Here is a 14,879-nt window from a genome sequence, read left to right on the forward strand (position 1 = left end):
AGGGCATGCAAGGTTCAAGGTCACGGGTACTACCAGCATATCCCTCGCCGGCAGATCCTCTGCCGGCGCAGGATCTCGTCAACGCGAGCCGGTCAGGCCGCCTTTGTCACCGTGCCGTCGTCAGGCCGCTTTGGACTTCGCCACGTGGGTGGCGATCGCATCCATCAGCGGCGGCGACAGGCAATCATAGGGCTCGAGCCCAAGCTCCTTGAGCCGCGACCTGATCCCGGCCATATCGGACGGTTTGACGCCGGACTCGATCACCGATGACACGAAGGCGGCAAATCCGGGCGCAGCCGAGCCGGACTCCTGGAACAGCTCGGGATGGATGAAGTCGAGGCCATAGAACGGATGGCCCTTGTTCTCGATCCGGCCGTACATATGGGTGCCGCATCCGGTGCAGGCATGGCGCTGGATCACCGCCGCAGCGTCAACGATCTTCAGCTTGTCGCCGTTCTCCAGCACGGTGACGTTCTCGCGCGGAACCACCGCGACCACCGAGAAGGTGGCGCCCGAGGGCTTCCAGCACTTGGTGCAGCCGCAAGCATGGTTGTGGGCGACGTCGCCCTTGATCCCGACCTTGACCGGCTTGTCCGCGCATTTACAGACCAGCGTGCCGCCGGCAAAGCTGCCGGAGCCTTGCTTGACGCCATTGTCGACCGACGGGTGGATATGAACAGTCATTGACCTATCCTCCTAGTGCTTGGTGTTTTGATTTCAGAATACGACGACCGAACGGATCGATTTTCCCTCGTGCATCAGGTCGAAGCCCTTGTTGATCTCGTCGAGTTTGAGCACGTGGGTGATCATCGGATCGATCTGGATCTTTCCGCCCATGTACCAGTCGACGATCTTCGGCACGTCGGTGCGGCCGCGCGCGCCGCCGAACGCGGTGCCCTTCCAGACCCGTCCGGTGACGAGCTGGAACGGCCGGGTCGCGATCTCCTTGCCGGATTCCGCGACGCCGATCACCACCGAGACGCCCCAGCCGCGATGGCAGGCTTCCAGCGCCTGCCGCATCACGTTGGTGTTGCCGGTGCAGTCGAAGGTGTAGTCGGCGCCACCATCGGTGAGCCCGACCAGGTGCTGCACGATGTCGCCGCCAACCTTGGTCGGGTTGACGAAATGCGTCATGCCGAACTGCTTGCCCCAGGCTTCCTTGGAGTCATTGATGTCGACGCCGATGATCTTGTCGGCGCCGACCATCTTGGCGCCCTGGATCACGTTGAGGCCGATGCCGCCGAGGCCGAACACGACCACGTTGGAGCCCGGCGTCACCTTGGCGGTGTTGACGACCGCGCCGACACCGGTGGTGACGCCGCAGCCGATGTAGCAGCTCTTGTCGAACGGCGCGTCCTCGCGAATCTTGGCCACCGCGATCTCGGGCAGCACGGTGAAGTTCGAGAAGGTCGAGCAGCCCATATAGTGGAAGACCGTCTTGCCCTTGTAGCTGAACCGCGAGGTGCCGTCGGGCATCACGCCCTTGCCCTGGGTGGCGCGGATCGCGGTGCAGAGATTGGTCTTCTGGCTCAGGCAGCTTTTGCACTGCCGGCATTCCGGCGTGTAGAGCGGGATCACATGATCGCCCGGCTTGACCGACGTCACGCCGGCGCCGACCTCGCGAACGATGCCAGCACCTTCGTGCCCGAGGATCGAGGGAAAGATGCCCTCGCTATCGAAGCCGTCGAGCGTATAGGCATCGGTGTGACAGATGCCCGTCGCCTTGATCTCGACCAGGACCTCGCCGGCCTTGGGGCCCTCCAGATCGAGTTCGACGATCTCAAGCGGCTTCTTTGCTTCAAATGCGACTGCGGCGCGGGTCTTCATCTTGGTCTCCACAAAACATCAAACAGGTTTCTCATTCGCGCCGGACACGCTCACTTCTTGTCGTTGTGGCCCATGCAGGCGTCTTCCGCCTTTCCATAGGCTTCCGACTTGTCTTCGTGCTTGGCCGGCCGAACACGCCCAACCGCATCATTGGCGCGGGCGCGCAGGTAGACATAGAGGTCGTCCATGTAGCAGGCAACGTTCGGGTTATCGCCGAATGCCGGCATGACGTTTTCCTGCGCCGTCGAGACGTTCTTGCGCCCGCTCGCGACCACGCCCATGAAATCCGGATAGGTCATGGTCTTCAGCGAATTCGCCAGCGCCGGAGCGTAGGTCGATCCCATTCCGTCGGGACCGTGGCAGACGTGGCACTCCGAATGATAGCGGCGGTAGCCGGAGTAGGTGTACCAGTCCGTCGTGCCGTCGGGCGCGACCTTGAACGTCGGGTTTCCATCCTTGTCGAGATACTTGCCGTCTTCGGACTTGACGGCGGTCGGGTCGCCAGCGTCCTCGGCGGAGGCGACTCCTCCCATTGCCACGACAAAGATCGCAGCACTCACAAACCAGATCTTACGCAAAAGCATATCCTCGCGTGCAGATTGAAGACGGACCGGCGCATGGAGATCGCCCATGCGCCGGAACGAGGTTGCTCAGCTCACTGCTGCGGCAGCGAGAACACGGTGAGCGTTCCGCCGAGCGCGGTGTAGTTGCTCAGCGCGGCATAGCCGCCGACTGCGCCGAGACCGGCCGTCGGATCAGTCAGACCGGCCGCGAGGCCGATGCCTGCCCAACCGCCAACACCCGACAGAATGGCGACGTACTGCTTGCCGGCATGCTCATAGGTGGTGACGTTGCCGATGATGCCGGACGGGGTCTTGAACTTGTAGAGCTCCTTGCCCGTCTTGGCATCGACAGCCTTCAGGTAGCCTTCCAGCGTGCCGTAGAACACCACGCCGCCGGCGGTCGCGAGCGCACCCGACCAGACCGAGAACTGCTCCTTGTTCGACCACACGATCTTGCCCGTCTTGCCGTCCCAGGCGATGAAGTTGCCCATGTTGGTCTCACCGGGAGGCGGATACATCGACAGCGTCGCGCCGACATAGGGCTGACCTGCGGTGTAGCTCACCTTGAACGGCTCGTAGTCCATGCAGACGTGGTTGGTCGGCACGTAGAACAGTTGCGTGTCCGGCGAGTAGGCTGCCGGCTGCTCGTCCTTCGAGCCGAGCGCGGCCGGGCAGATGCCCTTGACGTTGACGTCCTCGCCGGCCTTGTCGGTCGACGCGGCATCAAGAACCTTCGGACGACCATAGGTCGGCGAGTCCTTCTTCATGTCGACGCCGGAGGTCCAGTTCACCTTCGGATCGTACTTCTCGGCGACCAGCAGTTCGCCGGTGGTGCGATCGAGGGTGTAGCCGAGGCCGTTACGGTCGAAGTGCGTCAGCAGCTTGCGCGCCTTGCCGTCGATCGACTGATCCGAGAGGATCATCTCGTTGACGCCGTCATAGTCCCATTCGTCATGGGGCGTCATCTGGTAGACCCACTTGGCAACGCCGGTATCCGGGTTACGCGCCCAGATCGTCATCGACCACTTGTTGTCGCCGGGACGCTGCTTCGGATTCCAGGTCGAGGGATTGCCCGACCCGTAATAGACGAGGTTCAGTTCGGGATCATAGGAGATCCAGCCCCAGGTCGCGCCGCCGCCGATCTTCCATTGATCGCCCTGCCAAGTCTTCAGGCTCGAGTCCTTGCCGATCGGCTTGCCAAGCTCGGTGGTCTTGTCGTCGACCAGAAGCTGGTCATCCGGACCTTCCGAGTAGCCGCGCCAGACCTGCTTGCCGGTCTTGATGTCGTAAGCGGTCACATGAGCCTGGACGCCGAACTCACCGCCGGAAATGCCGAGCAGCACCTTGTCCTTGACCACCAGCGGCGCGGAGGTGCCGGTCGAGCCCTTGCTGGGATCGCCGTTCTTCACCGTCCATTCCACCTTGCCGGTCTTGGCATCGAGCGCCACCAGCGTGGTGTCGGCCTGGTGCAGGAAGATCTTGCCGTCGCCATAGGCAACGCCGCGGTTGACCGTGTCGCAGCACATCACCGGAATGACGTTCGGATCCTGCTTCGGTTCGTACTTCCAGACGATCTTGTTGTCCTGCGAAAGGTCAAGAGCATAGACCTTGTTTGGGAACGGGGTATGGACGTACATGATGTTGCCGATGATCAGCGGGCCACCCTCGTGGCCGCGCAGCACGCCGGTCGAGAACGTCCAGGCGACCTGCAACTTTCCGACGTTCGAGGCGTTGATCTGATTCAGCTTGGAGTAACGCTGATTGGCGTAGTCTCCGGCCGGCATCACCCAGTCTTTCGGGTTCTGCGACATCTTGTGGAGTTCGTCATTGGCGTTGGCAGCTCCGACGGCAAATACCGCCATTGCCCCAAGGCCGGTCGCGTAAAGCATCTTGCGCATCGTGGATTTCCTCCCAGGTTCAAGAGCTCAAGGGTTTCCGCCGAAACGGCCCCACTTCTTCCATTTTGGTACCCCAGTCGTAGTCCTCTCGAAGCACGCTGACTTGCCCAAAAGAGAAGAGCCGTTTGCTCAAAAGCGAAGCTTCGTCAGATTTTTGTCGACCGGCCCTGAATTAGCTGGAAAGCTTGCTTCATGTTGCAGGGCATCAATCGCGGCCGGCGCGATCCGGATGCCAGATTGACGCGTGCTAAGGTTGCGCTTGACGAGCCCAGAACTAAGTCGGAGGATCACCCGACATTAACCGGGAAGAAATCCCGCCGCCTCCCTAAGCTATTCAGAATCAGGGAGAAGGCGCATCATCCCGGGCCAGACTTAAGCTCGGTGAGCAGTCACGTGGGGATCGAATCGGTGGCTGGAAAGATGTCCGATACAGTCCATTCTCTCAGCACGAACGGATTGACGCCCAAGCGGCAGATCCAGCGCTGGTCGGATGCGCTCACCGACCTTTGCGGCCAGTTCGACGTCGATGCGCTGGAGGGATCCTCGCTCGAAGCCCGGGTCAATTTCACGACGGTATCGCGCCTGAAGCTGTGCCAGATCGAGGCAAGCCAGCACCGCATCGCGCACACCATCTCGCGCATCAAGCTGAGCGAGCACCCCTACATCAAGATCGTGTTCCAGACCCACGGCGTCTCGCATTTCGAGCAGGACGGCCTGCACTTCGACATCATGCCGGGCGACTGCTTCGCCTACGACGTGTCGTGTCCGCACACCATCATCAGCCCGTCGCTGACGCGGCACGAGGTTGTCATCGTTCCAAAAGACTTGCTCAAGGAGCGCGGCTTCCAGCTCTCCAAGATGGCGCCGTGCAAGCTGTCGGCGCGCAACGGCACCGGCCGCATCGCCTATGATTTCGTCCATGCCGCCTTCGGCGAGGCACCGACGCTGACGCCGGTCAACGCCGTCGGCGTGGCCGATGCGCTGATCGACTTGCTGCTGTTGCCGCTGCGCGAGACCGGCGCCATGTTCGACCGCGGCAGCGCCGAGGCCACCTATGTGCGGGCCCAGGGCTTCATCCGCGAGCATCTGCGCGATCCGGATCTCTGCATCGACCGCATTTCGGCGGCGCTCGGCTGTTCGAAGCGCTATCTGCACATGCTGTTCAGCGATCGCGGCATGACGGTCAGCGACTACATCTGGAAGGCCCGGCTGCAGAATTGCCGGCAGGAGCTGGAGTCCCAGAACGGCAAGACCATCACCGACGTCGCGTTCTCCTGGGGCTTCTCGAGCTCGTCGCATTTCAGCCGCGTCTTCCGGAAGTATTTCGGCATCGCGCCCTCCTCCGTCCACAAGGGCCTGCACGGCGGTATGCCGGCCGATGTGGTGCTCGAATAGCGGTTCCAGCCGACGTGCAGGCGTTGAGCCATGCCGTCCGCACTTTCCCCAATCAAGCTGTCCTCGATCAAGGTTTGGGCACGCAACCTCAAACGGGACAGCGTTGCGCTGTATCTCGCATCGCGTGATCCGCGTGTGCCATGGTATGCCAAGGCCCTTGCCGTCGCCGTCGCGGCCTATGCACTGTCTCCCATCGATCTGATCCCGGATTTCATTCCGGTGATCGGCTATCTCGACGATCTGATCCTGCTGCCGCTCGGCATCTGGCTCGCGATCTCGCTCGTGCCGGACGAGGTGATGACGGAATGCCGTGCCAAGGCGAGCGCCGTCTTGCAGCGTCCGACCAGCCGGGCGGGAATGATCGCGATCGTCGTGCTCTGGATCGCCGGCGCAGCGGCGCTGGCTTGGGCGGCTTTCAGATACTGGCGACTGCCAATCGTCTAGGACCGTGCGGCCTTTGGCACGAGCGCCTCGACCGTCACGCCGTCATCGCTGGAATTGATGTTAAGCGTGCCGCCGAGCGCGAGGATCCGCTCCTGCATCCCGGTCAAACCGCGACCAAGCCTGTGATCCCTCAGCAGGCCGCGGCCGTTGTCACGAACCCGCACCAGCGCACAGTCGCGGCTGCCGCGGAGGCCGGCCTGCCGTTCCACCGGTTCGATCGTGATATCGACCGCCGTCGCACCAGCATGGCGGAACACGTTGGTGAGCGCTTCCTGGACGATGCGATAAATCGTGAGGTCGGCCATCTCGCCGGTATCGCCGAGCGCCGGCGAGATGCGGCTCTCGATCTCCACCTCCGGGTGGGTTTCGCTCCATAGCCGAACCAGCGCGCCGAGCGCTTCCGCAAGCCCGAGTTCGGCCAGTCCGACCGGCCGCAAGCGCTCCAGAATCCGGCGCGTGAACTGCTGGAGCGCGTTGACCTGCTCGAGGATGGCGTTGCCGTGCTTGCGCAATGCCGCAGGGTCCGGCCGTTCGACTTCCGACAGCCGGGTCAGCGCGCCGGCATGCGCGCGCAGGGCAAACAGATAGGGCCCGAACTCATCGTGCAATTCGCGCGCGATCTCCTTGCGCTCGGAATCCTGCACCGAGACCGCGCGCTCGGCGAGCTGCCGCTTGCCCTCCACGGCGTCGCCAAGGGTCGCCGCCAAATGGTTCAGTTTGGCACAGATCGCGGCCAATTCCGGCGATCCGCCGGGCTCGACGCGTGCATCGTAGTCCCCGGCCTCGATGCCGGTCATGGCCTGCGACAATGCCTCCAGCGGCGCCAGCGCGCGGCCGACCACCAGCATGGTGACCAGAAGCAGCGCGACTGCGATTGCGGAGCCGACCTCGAGCTGGGTGACGATGCCGTCCCAGATCTCGGCGATTTCGTCGTCGGGATGCGAGGTGATGACCAGCGATTGCGGCTTGCCGTGCACCGAGATCGGCACCCGCACCGAAGTCTGCTCGGGATGGACCAGCGCGACGAACCACTGCGGCGGAGCGCGCGGATCACCGGCGTCCTCGGGGCGATCAGGAGATTTTGCGGTCGCGCCATCCTGCCGCGTGATGCTGACATGACGCAGCCGGCTCAGGTCCTGGACGATCTGGTCGAGCCTCGCATCGGGATCCGGCGCCTCGTCGAGACCCGCCACGATCGTCGCAACGAATTCGCGCGCCAGGCGGATCACGCTCTGGTCCTCGGCCTGGACACGCGGTCCCGCTTCCAGCACGAGCCGCGCAATATTGATGCCGAGGCCAAGCGCCAGGATCAGCGCCAGCAGCAGGTTGATCCGCGCGCGCAAGGATAGCTTTTGCCACATGACGTTGCCCCCGACCGCGATCCCTCCTCCGAGAGGATCGTTGACAGCCAAATTTGCCCGGCTATCTAATCGCACCCTATCGCAATCTCGCACGAGGTGCACAACCGGTCGGAACCGACCTGTCCTTCGCGCAAACCGATGTGATGATGAGTGAATCGAAGCAGGTCGCCGGAACAACGCCATGCGCATTCTGATCGTTGACGATCATCCAATCGTTGCCTCCGGCTGCCGCACGGTGTTTGCCGACGATCCCGAGATCACGTTGCTGGAAGCGGCCGATGCCGAAAGCGGCGAACGGGCGTTCGTCGCGGAGAAGCCCGATCTCTGCGTGATCGACATCAACCTGCCGACGGTCTCCGGCTTCGAGCTGGCGCGCCGCATCCTGACGCATGATGCATCTGCGCGCCTCATCATGTTCAGCATGAACGACGACCCGGTGTTCGCCGCCCGCGCCATCGACATCGGCGCCAAGGGCTACGTTTCGAAGACTGGCGATCCCAACGATCTGGTGGAAGCGGTGCGCGAGGTCGGCAATGGCGGCGTCTATCTGCCGCCGGCGATCGCGCGCAACGTGGCGTTCGCGCGGCCGGGTTTTGCGCAAAATCCACTCTCCAAGCTCACTTCGCGCGAGATGGAGATTCTGCGCCTGCTCAGTTCAGGCAAGAGCCTGTCGGAGATCGCCTGGCTGGTGCATTCGTCATACAAGACGGTCGCAAACACGTCATCGATCATGCGCCAGAAGCTTGGCGTGCGCACTTCGGCAGAGCTGGTGCGGCTGGCGATCGAGAGCGGCGTCGCCTGACGCAGCGCTCCAACCAAGAGGAATACGACAATGCAGACGGTTTCCCAGAACAAGTCGCATGGCGGCACGCAAGGCGTCTATCGGCATCCGAGCCGCGAGACCAAGACCGACATGACCTTCTCGGTGTTCGTCCCTGAGCATGCAGCCGGCACCAAGCTGCCCGTCGTCACCTATCTGTCGGGCCTGACTTGCACCCACGCCAACGTCACCGAGAAAGGCGAATTCCGCCAGGCGTGCGCCGAGCTCGGCCTGATCTTCGTCGCACCCGACACCAGTCCGCGCGGCGAAGGCGTCCCCGGTGATCCCGCCAATTCATACGATTTCGGACTAGGCGCGGGCTTCTATGTCGATGCGACGGAGCAGCCGTTCGCGACCAATTATCGGATGTGGAGCTACGTCACCGAGGAATTGCCCAAGCTGATCGCCGACCAGTTCCCGGTCGACACGACGCGGCAGTCAATCCTCGGTCACTCCATGGGCGGCCATGGCGCGCTGACGGTGGCACTGCGCTATCCCGATCGTTATCGGGCGGCGAGCGCGTTTGCGCCGATCGTGGCGCCGTCGCAGGTGCCATGGGGCAACAAGGCGCTCGGCGGCTATCTCGGCAGCAACAAGCAGTCGTGGCGCAAGCACGACGCGGTAGCGCTGATCGAGGACGGCGCCCGCTTCTCCGATCTGCTGGTCGATTACGGCGATGCCGACGGCTTTCTCACCGAACAGCTGCGGCCCGAACTCCTGAAAGCGGCATGCGAGAAGGCCAACATCCCCCTCACCCTGCGGCGTCAGCCGGGCTACGACCACAGCTACTACTTCATCTCGACCTTCATGGCCGATCAGCTGCGCTGGCACGCCGCGCGGCTGAAGGCTTGAGCGTCACGCAGTCCGTTCAACCCGTCATCCTGAGGAGGCCGCGAAGCGGCCGTCTCGAAGGATGCACGGCCCGAATTTCTGCGTGTGGCTGTAACCGGGCCGATTCATCCTTCGAGGCTCGCTCCGCTCGCACCTCAGGATGACGGAGGTCCATTCGTGAGCGCAGGCTACCGCGCCTGCGGCGCGCCGTAGTTCGGCGCGAGCAGGCGATTGCGCACGAGGTAGTCGGTAGCCCGCGACCAGGATTCGTCGGTATTGCCGCGCATGTCGGCGCTCGCCGCTGCCAGCAATTGCCCGCTATGGACGTCGCGCAGATAGAGATTGATGTTGAGGATGAGGTTGGAGACCTTCTGCACCACGCCCGTCATCACGAGATCAGCGCCCAGCTCGCCGGCCAGCTTCACATCGCAGCCGCCACATGCCTGAAGATTGCTGCCATGCGCCGCAGCATTGACGGGGGCGATGTCGAGCACGCGGAACTTGCCTGAGTCCGCGAGCTCCTTGCGCACCTGGTCGCCGGCCCGGAGCAGGCGCGCCTGCTCATCAGCGCGCGGCCCGCTCACTTCGCCCTGCAGGCTGGTGTCGATCATCTCGAGGTCGAACACCGCGAGCTTGGGCGGTTCGGCGCGCGCCGCCGCAGACATCACCAGCAAAGATATGACGACGCCAAGCGCCGATCTCATGATTGTGAACCAATCGAATTTGTAACGTCGCAACGACAAAAAGCGGGGTTGCAAGCTAGGCCAATTCCGGCATCTTGCAAGTCAACAGCATGGAAGCCGGATTTCCGAAGGCCATGCCGAGTGAAAAAGACTGCGGGAGGAGTTATGTTGCGATGGCTGATCGGCACGATCGCGCTCAGCATGGTGGCGACCGGCGCGCTGGCGGCTGATCCCGTCGAGGTTCATATCGGCTATCTCGGCCATACCGGCGTCAAATCGACGCTCTCGCTGATCGAGCAGCCCGCCGACAATGACGGTATCGCCGGCGCGCGCCTTGCGATCGAGGACAACAATACAACCGGGAAATTCCTCAACCAGCGCTTCGTGCTCGACGAGGTCAAGGTCAAGGACAGCGACGATGTCGCCAAGGTCGCGACCGATCTTGCCGGCCGCAACGACTATATCATCACTGACCTGCCGGCCGATGCCCTGCTCAAGGTCGCCGACGCGCTGCGCGACCGCGGCACCGTGCTGCTGAACGCCGGCGCGATCGACGATCGGCTGCGCGAGCAGGACTGCCGCGCCAACGTCATCCACATCGCACCGACCCGCTCGATGCTGGCGGACGCGCTTGGCCAGTATCTGGTGTGGAAGCAGTGGAAACGCTGGCTGCTGGTGGTCGGCTCGCATGATCAGGACAAGCTTTACGCCGACGCGCTGCGCCGCGCCGCCACCCGTTTCGGCGCCAAGATCGTCCAGGAACGGACCTTCGAAGACACCGGCGGTGCGCGCCGCACCGACAGCGGCGTGACCTTGATCCAGCGCCAGATGCCGGTGTTCACGCAGCAGGCGCCGGCTTACGACGTGCTGGTCGCAGCCGACGAGAGCGAAGTGTTCGCGAACTATCTGCCGTACCGCACCTGGGACCCGCGCCCGGTGGCCGGCTCCGCGGGCCTCGTGCCGACCAGCTGGGATGCGGCGCATGACCAGTGGGGCGCGGTCCAGATCCAGAACCGCTTCGTCAAGCTGAACATGCGCCGCATGACGGCGCTCGACATGCAGGCCTGGACCGCCGCGCGCATGATCGGCGAAGCCACATCGCGCACCAATTCGGGGGACCCCAAGAAGGTCATCGCCTTCCTCAAGGGCAAGGATTTCTCGATTGCCGCTTTCAAGGGCACGCGATTGACCCTGCGAGACTGGAATCTGCAGCTCCGCCAACCGATCCTGCTGGCCGATGGTCGTATGGTCGTTTCGGTCTCGCCGCAGGAAGGTTTCCTGCATCAGGTCTCCGAACTCGACACGCTCGGAGTTGACCGGCCTGAAACGAAGTGCAAGCTGCAGTGAGGGAGATGAAACGCATGTGGCGCCGCTGTCTGTTGACCGGGATGCTCGTTTGGCTTGCCGCGACACCGGCGTCCGCCTTCGTTGCCTACGTCTCCAACGAGAAGGGCAACACCGTCACGGTGATCGACACCAACAGCTGGACGGTGACCAAAACCATCAAGGTCGGCCAGCGGCCGCGCGGCATCGAGTTCTCGCGCGACGGCAAGTTCGTGATGGTCGCGGTCGGCGACGACGACACGATTCAGGTGATCGATACCAAGACCCAGGAGATCGTCGACACCCTGCCCTCCGGTCCCGACCCTGAATTGTTCACCCAGGATGCCGCCGGCAAGACCATGTATGTCGCCAACGAGAACGACAACACGGTGACCGTGATCGATCTCGAAAAGCGCGCCCGGATCGGCGACATCCAGGTCGGCGTCGAGCCCGAGGGCATGACGATCAGCCCGGACGGCAAGATCCTGATCAACACCTCCGAGACCACCAACATGGCGCATTTCATCGACACATCGACGCGCCAGATCGTCGCCAATGTGCTGGTGGATTCGCGGCCGCGCTTTGCCCAGTTCAAGCGCGACGGCTCCGAATTGTGGGTCTCCTCCGAGATCGGCGGCACGGTGTCGATCATCGATCCGGTCAAGCGCGAGGTGACCGGCAAGATCACCTTTGAAATTCCGGGTCTGCGCAACGAAGCGATCCAGCCTGTCGGCATCGGCATGACCAAGGACGGCAAGACTGCATTCATTGCGCTCGGCCCCGCCAACCGCGTCGCGGTCGTCGACGGGGTGACCCACAAGGTCCTCAAATATCTCCTGGTCGGCCAGCGGGTCTGGCACATGGATTTCACCCCGGACGAAAAATATTTGCTGGTCACCAACGGCGTCTCCAACGATGTCTCGGTGATCGACGTCGCATCCCAGAAGGTGATCAAGACCATTCAGGTCGGCGAACTGCCCTGGGGGATCACGATCGCGCAGCCATGACCGCAACCGACGCCCATATCGCGAGCCAGCCCTCGCCGGATGCAGGCCCTGCAACCGCCGCGGTCGTGCAGCCGGCGCTGTCGATCGGCAATGTCAGCCACAGCTACGGTCCGCGCCGCGCCCTGATCGATGTCAGTTTCACGGTCCAGCCTGCGAGCTTCACCGCGCTGCTGGGCCTCAATGGTGCCGGCAAGAGCACGCTGTTCTCGCTGGTGACGCGGTTGTTCGGCATCCAGAACGGCCAGATCAAGATATTCGGCCACGACATCAGCCGGACGCCGGGTGAAGCGCTGCGGCTGATGGGCGTCGTGTTCCAGCCGCGCACGCTCGATCTCGATCTCTCGCTGACGCAGAACCTGCTGTATCACGCCGCGCTGCACGGCATCTCGCGGCGCGAGGCGCGGCTGCGCAGCGCCGAGGTGCTCGGCCGCATCGGGCTTGCCGACCGCGCCGCCAGCAAGGTGCGAGATCTCTCGGGCGGGCAGATGCGAAGGCTTGAGATCGCCCGCGCGCTGCTGCACCGGCCCCGGTTGCTGCTGCTCGACGAGGCCACGGTCGGGCTCGACGTCAAGGCGCGCGCCGACATTCTCGACCATGTCCGGCAGCTCGTCACCGAACAGGGCATCGGCGTGCTCTGGGCGACGCATCTGTTCGACGAGATCATGCCAAACGACGACCTCGTCGTGCTGCATCAGGGCCGAATGCTGGCGCACGGCCCGGTGTCGCGCGTGATCGCGGACGCAGGCGCCCAGGACGTCAATACCGCGTTCATGCGGCTGACCGGAACGGCAACACTCGCGGGGAGACCGCCGTCATGACCAGCACGACGGTTGCGCCTGAGCGAAGCGGCTTCTCGCTGTCGGAATACATCGTCTGCCTGAACGGCATCGTGTGGCGCGAGGCGCTGCGTTTCCTGCATCAGCGCGAGCGCTTCGTGTCGGCGCTGGTCAGGCCGCTGGTCTGGCTGTTCATCTTCGCGGCCGGCTTCCGGCAGGTGCTCGGCATCTCGATCATCCCGCCCTACGAGACCTACATCCTCTACGAGGTCTATATCGCGCCCGGGCTGATGGCGATGATCCAGCTCTTCAACGGCATGCAATCCTCGCTGTCGATGGTCTATGACCGCGAGATGGGCAATATGCGCACACTGCTGGTCAGCCCGCTGCCGCGCGGCTATCTCTTGTTCTGCAAGCTGCTCGCCGGCACGGCGGTGTCGCTGCTCCAGGTCTATGCCTTCCTTGTCATCGCGTGGTTCTGGGACATCGCGCCGCCGACGATCGGCTACCTCACCGTGCTTCCGGCGCTGGTGCTGTCGGGCCTGATGCTCGGCGCACTGGGCATGCTGATCTCGGCCAGCATCAAGCAGCTGGAAAATTTCGCCGGCGTGATGAACTTTGTGATCTTCCCGATGTTCTTCGCATCGTCAGCCCTCTACCCGCTGTGGCGCGTGCAGGAAGGCAGCCCGATGCTGTATTATATCTGCCAGTGCAATCCGTTCACGCATGCGGTGGAGCTGATCCGGTTTGCGCTGTACGGCAAGATGAACTGGGTTTCGCTCGCGGTGGTCGGCGGCTGCACCGTCGTCTTCATGATCGGCGCAATCCTGGCTTACGATCCATCGCGCGGCCTGGTGCGCCGCGGACCCGGCGGAGGCGAGGCATGACAGGCTGGCGAACAGGACTTGGCGCGCTACTCGCGATGGTTCTGTCGAACCAGGTCGCATCGGCTGCCGACCCGCGCTATCCGGACTGGCCCTGCCAGCAGGCCAAGGTGCCCGAGATCTCGCTCGCCGCGGTCTGGGCCGGGCCGCCGCTCGGCGATGCCGAGACCAAGTGGAAGGACGACCCGAAAGTCAGCGCGCTCGCGATCAAGCTCGCGGCACGCCGCGTCCCGCTGGAGGAGGCGCAGAAGGAGATCACCGAATTCTTGTCAGCTGCTGCGGCCGACAAGGCCAATGCGGGAAAGCTGCTGTTCGCGGGCCTGTTCGATCTGCTCAACGGACAGCGCGCCTCGGTCATGAACGGGCTCGAGCGCGTGATGCGCAAGCAGCGCGAGGCCGCGGAGAGGATCCGCGACGACACGCTCAAGCTGCAGGCGCTGCAGGACGCGACGCCGCCGGACCAGGCCAAGGTCGACGATCTCGGCAATCAGCTGGTCTGGGAGACCCGCATCTTCGAGGACCGCGGGCGCGTGGTGAAATTCGTCTGCGAGGTGCCGACCGCCATCGATCAGCGGCTGTTCGCGCTCGGCCGCACCATCCAGCAGGAGCTCGATTGAGGCCTGCGACCGATCGTCCCGGGATCGTTAACGCGCCGCTTTGACGATCTCTTGGGTAACAATCTTTTGGGCCACGCCGATCCGGAACAAACATCGCTGCCCGCTCGTTGTCTCCAACTATATCTGAAGTTGGGAGACCTCCATGAAAGCAGCCAAGATCGTCATGACCAGCCTTGCCGCCGCGAGCCTGGTCACCTCAGCGGCTTTGGCCCAGCAATCCATGTCGGGAATGGTCACCAAGATTGACAGACTGAGTGGAACCATCTCGATCCAGCAGACGCAAAGCGGCACGGTGGGCGCGTCCGCCGGCGCGATCCAGGAATACAAGGTGCCCAAGGGACAATCGCTGGAGGCCTTCCACGCCGGTGACAAGGTCACGTTCACTACAACGGACAGCGATGGCGGCAAGACCATCAACAAGCTCGACAAGCAGAAGTAACGCCCGGGTGG

Annotated in this window: 16 protein-coding genes; 10 read left to right on the forward strand and 6 right to left on the reverse strand. The window is 63.4% G+C overall.

Annotation, left to right across the window (positions count from 1 at the left end):
• Positions 1-120: 120 nt before the first annotated feature.
• The 4 genes from gfa to xoxF5 form a co-directional block, all read right to left on the reverse strand.
• Complete coding sequence (gfa, locus tag ACVWYP_RS33860; protein WP_018272871.1) at positions 121-684, reverse strand: S-(hydroxymethyl)glutathione synthase; 564 nt, start codon at positions 682-684, stop codon at positions 121-123.
• 33 nt (positions 685-717) lie between these two features.
• Positions 718-1,827, reverse strand: coding sequence for an S-(hydroxymethyl)glutathione dehydrogenase/class III alcohol dehydrogenase (locus ACVWYP_RS33865; RefSeq protein WP_024580243.1), 1,110 nt, complete (start codon positions 1,825-1,827; stop codon positions 718-720).
• Between the two features lie 50 nt (positions 1,828-1,877).
• On the reverse strand, positions 1,878-2,360 hold the full coding sequence (locus ACVWYP_RS33870) for a c-type cytochrome, methanol metabolism-related (RefSeq protein WP_304500346.1): 483 nt from the start codon (positions 2,358-2,360) through the stop codon (positions 1,878-1,880).
• A gap of 122 nt (positions 2,361-2,482) precedes the next feature.
• Positions 2,483-4,288, reverse strand: coding sequence for a lanthanide-dependent methanol dehydrogenase XoxF5 (gene xoxF5, locus ACVWYP_RS33875; RefSeq protein WP_304496310.1), 1,806 nt, complete (start codon positions 4,286-4,288; stop codon positions 2,483-2,485).
• 420 nt (positions 4,289-4,708) lie between these two features.
• Here xoxF5 and ACVWYP_RS33880 point away from each other — a divergent pair, with 420 nt between their 5' ends.
• Together ACVWYP_RS33880 and ACVWYP_RS33885 are read left to right on the forward strand one after the other, a co-directional pair.
• A complete protein-coding gene (locus ACVWYP_RS33880; protein ID WP_016847804.1) occupies positions 4,709-5,683 on the forward strand; it encodes a helix-turn-helix domain-containing protein in 975 nt (324 codons plus the stop codon).
• A 30-nt stretch (positions 5,684-5,713) separates the two neighbouring features.
• A complete protein-coding gene (locus ACVWYP_RS33885) occupies positions 5,714-6,127 on the forward strand; it encodes a YkvA family protein (RefSeq protein ID WP_304496311.1) in 414 nt (137 codons plus the stop codon).
• Here ACVWYP_RS33885 and ACVWYP_RS33890 read toward each other — a convergent pair.
• Positions 6,124-7,488: a histidine kinase gene (locus tag ACVWYP_RS33890; protein ID WP_304496312.1), complete on the reverse strand. Its 1,365-nt coding sequence runs from the start codon at positions 7,486-7,488 to the stop codon at positions 6,124-6,126. The genes ACVWYP_RS33885 and ACVWYP_RS33890 overlap by 4 nt on opposite strands.
• 181 nt (positions 7,489-7,669) lie before the next feature.
• Between ACVWYP_RS33890 and ACVWYP_RS33895 the strand changes: the two genes are divergently transcribed.
• Both ACVWYP_RS33895 and fghA read left to right on the forward strand, forming a co-directional pair.
• Positions 7,670-8,290 carry a response regulator transcription factor gene (locus tag ACVWYP_RS33895; RefSeq protein ID WP_016847801.1) on the forward strand — a complete coding sequence of 207 codons (621 nt, stop codon included), beginning with the start codon at positions 7,670-7,672 and terminating at the stop codon, positions 8,288-8,290.
• Between the two features lie 30 nt (positions 8,291-8,320).
• Positions 8,321-9,160 carry an S-formylglutathione hydrolase gene (gene fghA, locus ACVWYP_RS33900; RefSeq protein ID WP_304496313.1) on the forward strand — a complete coding sequence of 280 codons (840 nt, stop codon included), beginning with the start codon at positions 8,321-8,323 and terminating at the stop codon, positions 9,158-9,160.
• 167 nt (positions 9,161-9,327) lie between these two features.
• Here fghA and ACVWYP_RS33905 read toward each other — a convergent pair whose 3' ends face one another.
• On the reverse strand, positions 9,328-9,843 hold the full coding sequence (locus ACVWYP_RS33905; RefSeq protein WP_304496314.1) for a DUF3280 domain-containing protein: 516 nt from the start codon (positions 9,841-9,843) through the stop codon (positions 9,328-9,330).
• Positions 9,844-9,987: 144 nt separating this feature from the next.
• Between ACVWYP_RS33905 and ACVWYP_RS33910 the strand changes: the two genes are divergently transcribed.
• The 6 genes from ACVWYP_RS33910 to ACVWYP_RS33935 all read left to right on the forward strand — a co-directional run bounded on the left by ACVWYP_RS33910 (position 9,988) and on the right by ACVWYP_RS33935 (position 14,868).
• On the forward strand, positions 9,988-11,169 hold the full coding sequence (locus ACVWYP_RS33910; RefSeq protein ID WP_304496315.1) for an ABC transporter substrate-binding protein: 1,182 nt from the start codon (positions 9,988-9,990) through the stop codon (positions 11,167-11,169).
• Between the two features lie 5 nt (positions 11,170-11,174).
• Complete coding sequence (locus tag ACVWYP_RS33915) at positions 11,175-12,152, forward strand: YVTN family beta-propeller repeat protein (RefSeq protein WP_304496316.1); 978 nt, start codon at positions 11,175-11,177, stop codon at positions 12,150-12,152.
• Entirely contained in the window at positions 12,149-12,970 is an 822-nt protein-coding gene (locus ACVWYP_RS33920) for an ABC transporter ATP-binding protein (RefSeq protein WP_304496317.1), read from the forward strand. Before ACVWYP_RS33915 ends, ACVWYP_RS33920 begins: the two co-directional genes overlap by 4 nt.
• Entirely contained in the window at positions 12,967-13,815 is an 849-nt protein-coding gene (locus tag ACVWYP_RS33925) for an ABC transporter permease (protein ID WP_304496318.1), read from the forward strand. Before ACVWYP_RS33920 ends, ACVWYP_RS33925 begins: the two co-directional genes overlap by 4 nt.
• Positions 13,812-14,429: a hypothetical protein gene (locus ACVWYP_RS33930; protein ID WP_304496319.1), complete on the forward strand. Its 618-nt coding sequence runs from the start codon at positions 13,812-13,814 to the stop codon at positions 14,427-14,429. The genes ACVWYP_RS33925 and ACVWYP_RS33930 overlap by 4 nt, the downstream gene beginning before the upstream one ends.
• 142 nt (positions 14,430-14,571) lie before the next feature.
• On the forward strand, positions 14,572-14,868 hold the full coding sequence (locus ACVWYP_RS33935; protein WP_304496320.1) for a copper-binding protein: 297 nt from the start codon (positions 14,572-14,574) through the stop codon (positions 14,866-14,868).
• Positions 14,869-14,879: the final 11 nt, after the last annotated feature.

Source organism: Bradyrhizobium sp. USDA 3262 (assembly GCF_054060035.1).

Excerpts from the sequence above, each read along its gene's own strand:
- gfa (WP_018272871.1), bottom strand. The coding sequence starts at position 684 with ATGACTGTTCATATCCACCCGTCGGTCGACAATGGCGTCAAGCAAGGC.
- ACVWYP_RS33865 (WP_024580243.1), bottom strand. The coding sequence starts at position 1,827 with ATGAAGACCCGCGCCGCAGTCGCATTTGAAGCAAAGAAGCCGCTTGAG.
- ACVWYP_RS33870 (WP_304500346.1), bottom strand. The coding sequence starts at position 2,360 with ATGGGAGGAGTCGCCTCCGCCGAGGACGCTGGCGACCCGACCGCCGTC.
- xoxF5 (WP_304496310.1), bottom strand. The coding sequence starts at position 4,288 with ATGCGCAAGATGCTTTACGCGACCGGCCTTGGGGCAATGGCGGTATTT.
- ACVWYP_RS33880 (WP_016847804.1), top strand. The coding sequence starts at position 4,709 with ATGTCCGATACAGTCCATTCTCTCAGCACGAACGGATTGACGCCCAAG.
- ACVWYP_RS33885 (WP_304496311.1), top strand. The coding sequence starts at position 5,714 with ATGCCGTCCGCACTTTCCCCAATCAAGCTGTCCTCGATCAAGGTTTGG.
- ACVWYP_RS33890 (WP_304496312.1), bottom strand. The coding sequence starts at position 7,488 with ATGTGGCAAAAGCTATCCTTGCGCGCGCGGATCAACCTGCTGCTGGCG.
- ACVWYP_RS33895 (WP_016847801.1), top strand. The coding sequence starts at position 7,670 with ATGCGCATTCTGATCGTTGACGATCATCCAATCGTTGCCTCCGGCTGC.
- fghA (WP_304496313.1), top strand. The coding sequence starts at position 8,321 with ATGCAGACGGTTTCCCAGAACAAGTCGCATGGCGGCACGCAAGGCGTC.
- ACVWYP_RS33905 (WP_304496314.1), bottom strand. The coding sequence starts at position 9,843 with ATGAGATCGGCGCTTGGCGTCGTCATATCTTTGCTGGTGATGTCTGCG.
- ACVWYP_RS33910 (WP_304496315.1), top strand. The coding sequence starts at position 9,988 with ATGTTGCGATGGCTGATCGGCACGATCGCGCTCAGCATGGTGGCGACC.
- ACVWYP_RS33915 (WP_304496316.1), top strand. The coding sequence starts at position 11,175 with ATGAAACGCATGTGGCGCCGCTGTCTGTTGACCGGGATGCTCGTTTGG.
- ACVWYP_RS33920 (WP_304496317.1), top strand. The coding sequence starts at position 12,149 with ATGACCGCAACCGACGCCCATATCGCGAGCCAGCCCTCGCCGGATGCA.
- ACVWYP_RS33925 (WP_304496318.1), top strand. The coding sequence starts at position 12,967 with ATGACCAGCACGACGGTTGCGCCTGAGCGAAGCGGCTTCTCGCTGTCG.
- ACVWYP_RS33930 (WP_304496319.1), top strand. The coding sequence starts at position 13,812 with ATGACAGGCTGGCGAACAGGACTTGGCGCGCTACTCGCGATGGTTCTG.
- ACVWYP_RS33935 (WP_304496320.1), top strand. The coding sequence starts at position 14,572 with ATGAAAGCAGCCAAGATCGTCATGACCAGCCTTGCCGCCGCGAGCCTG.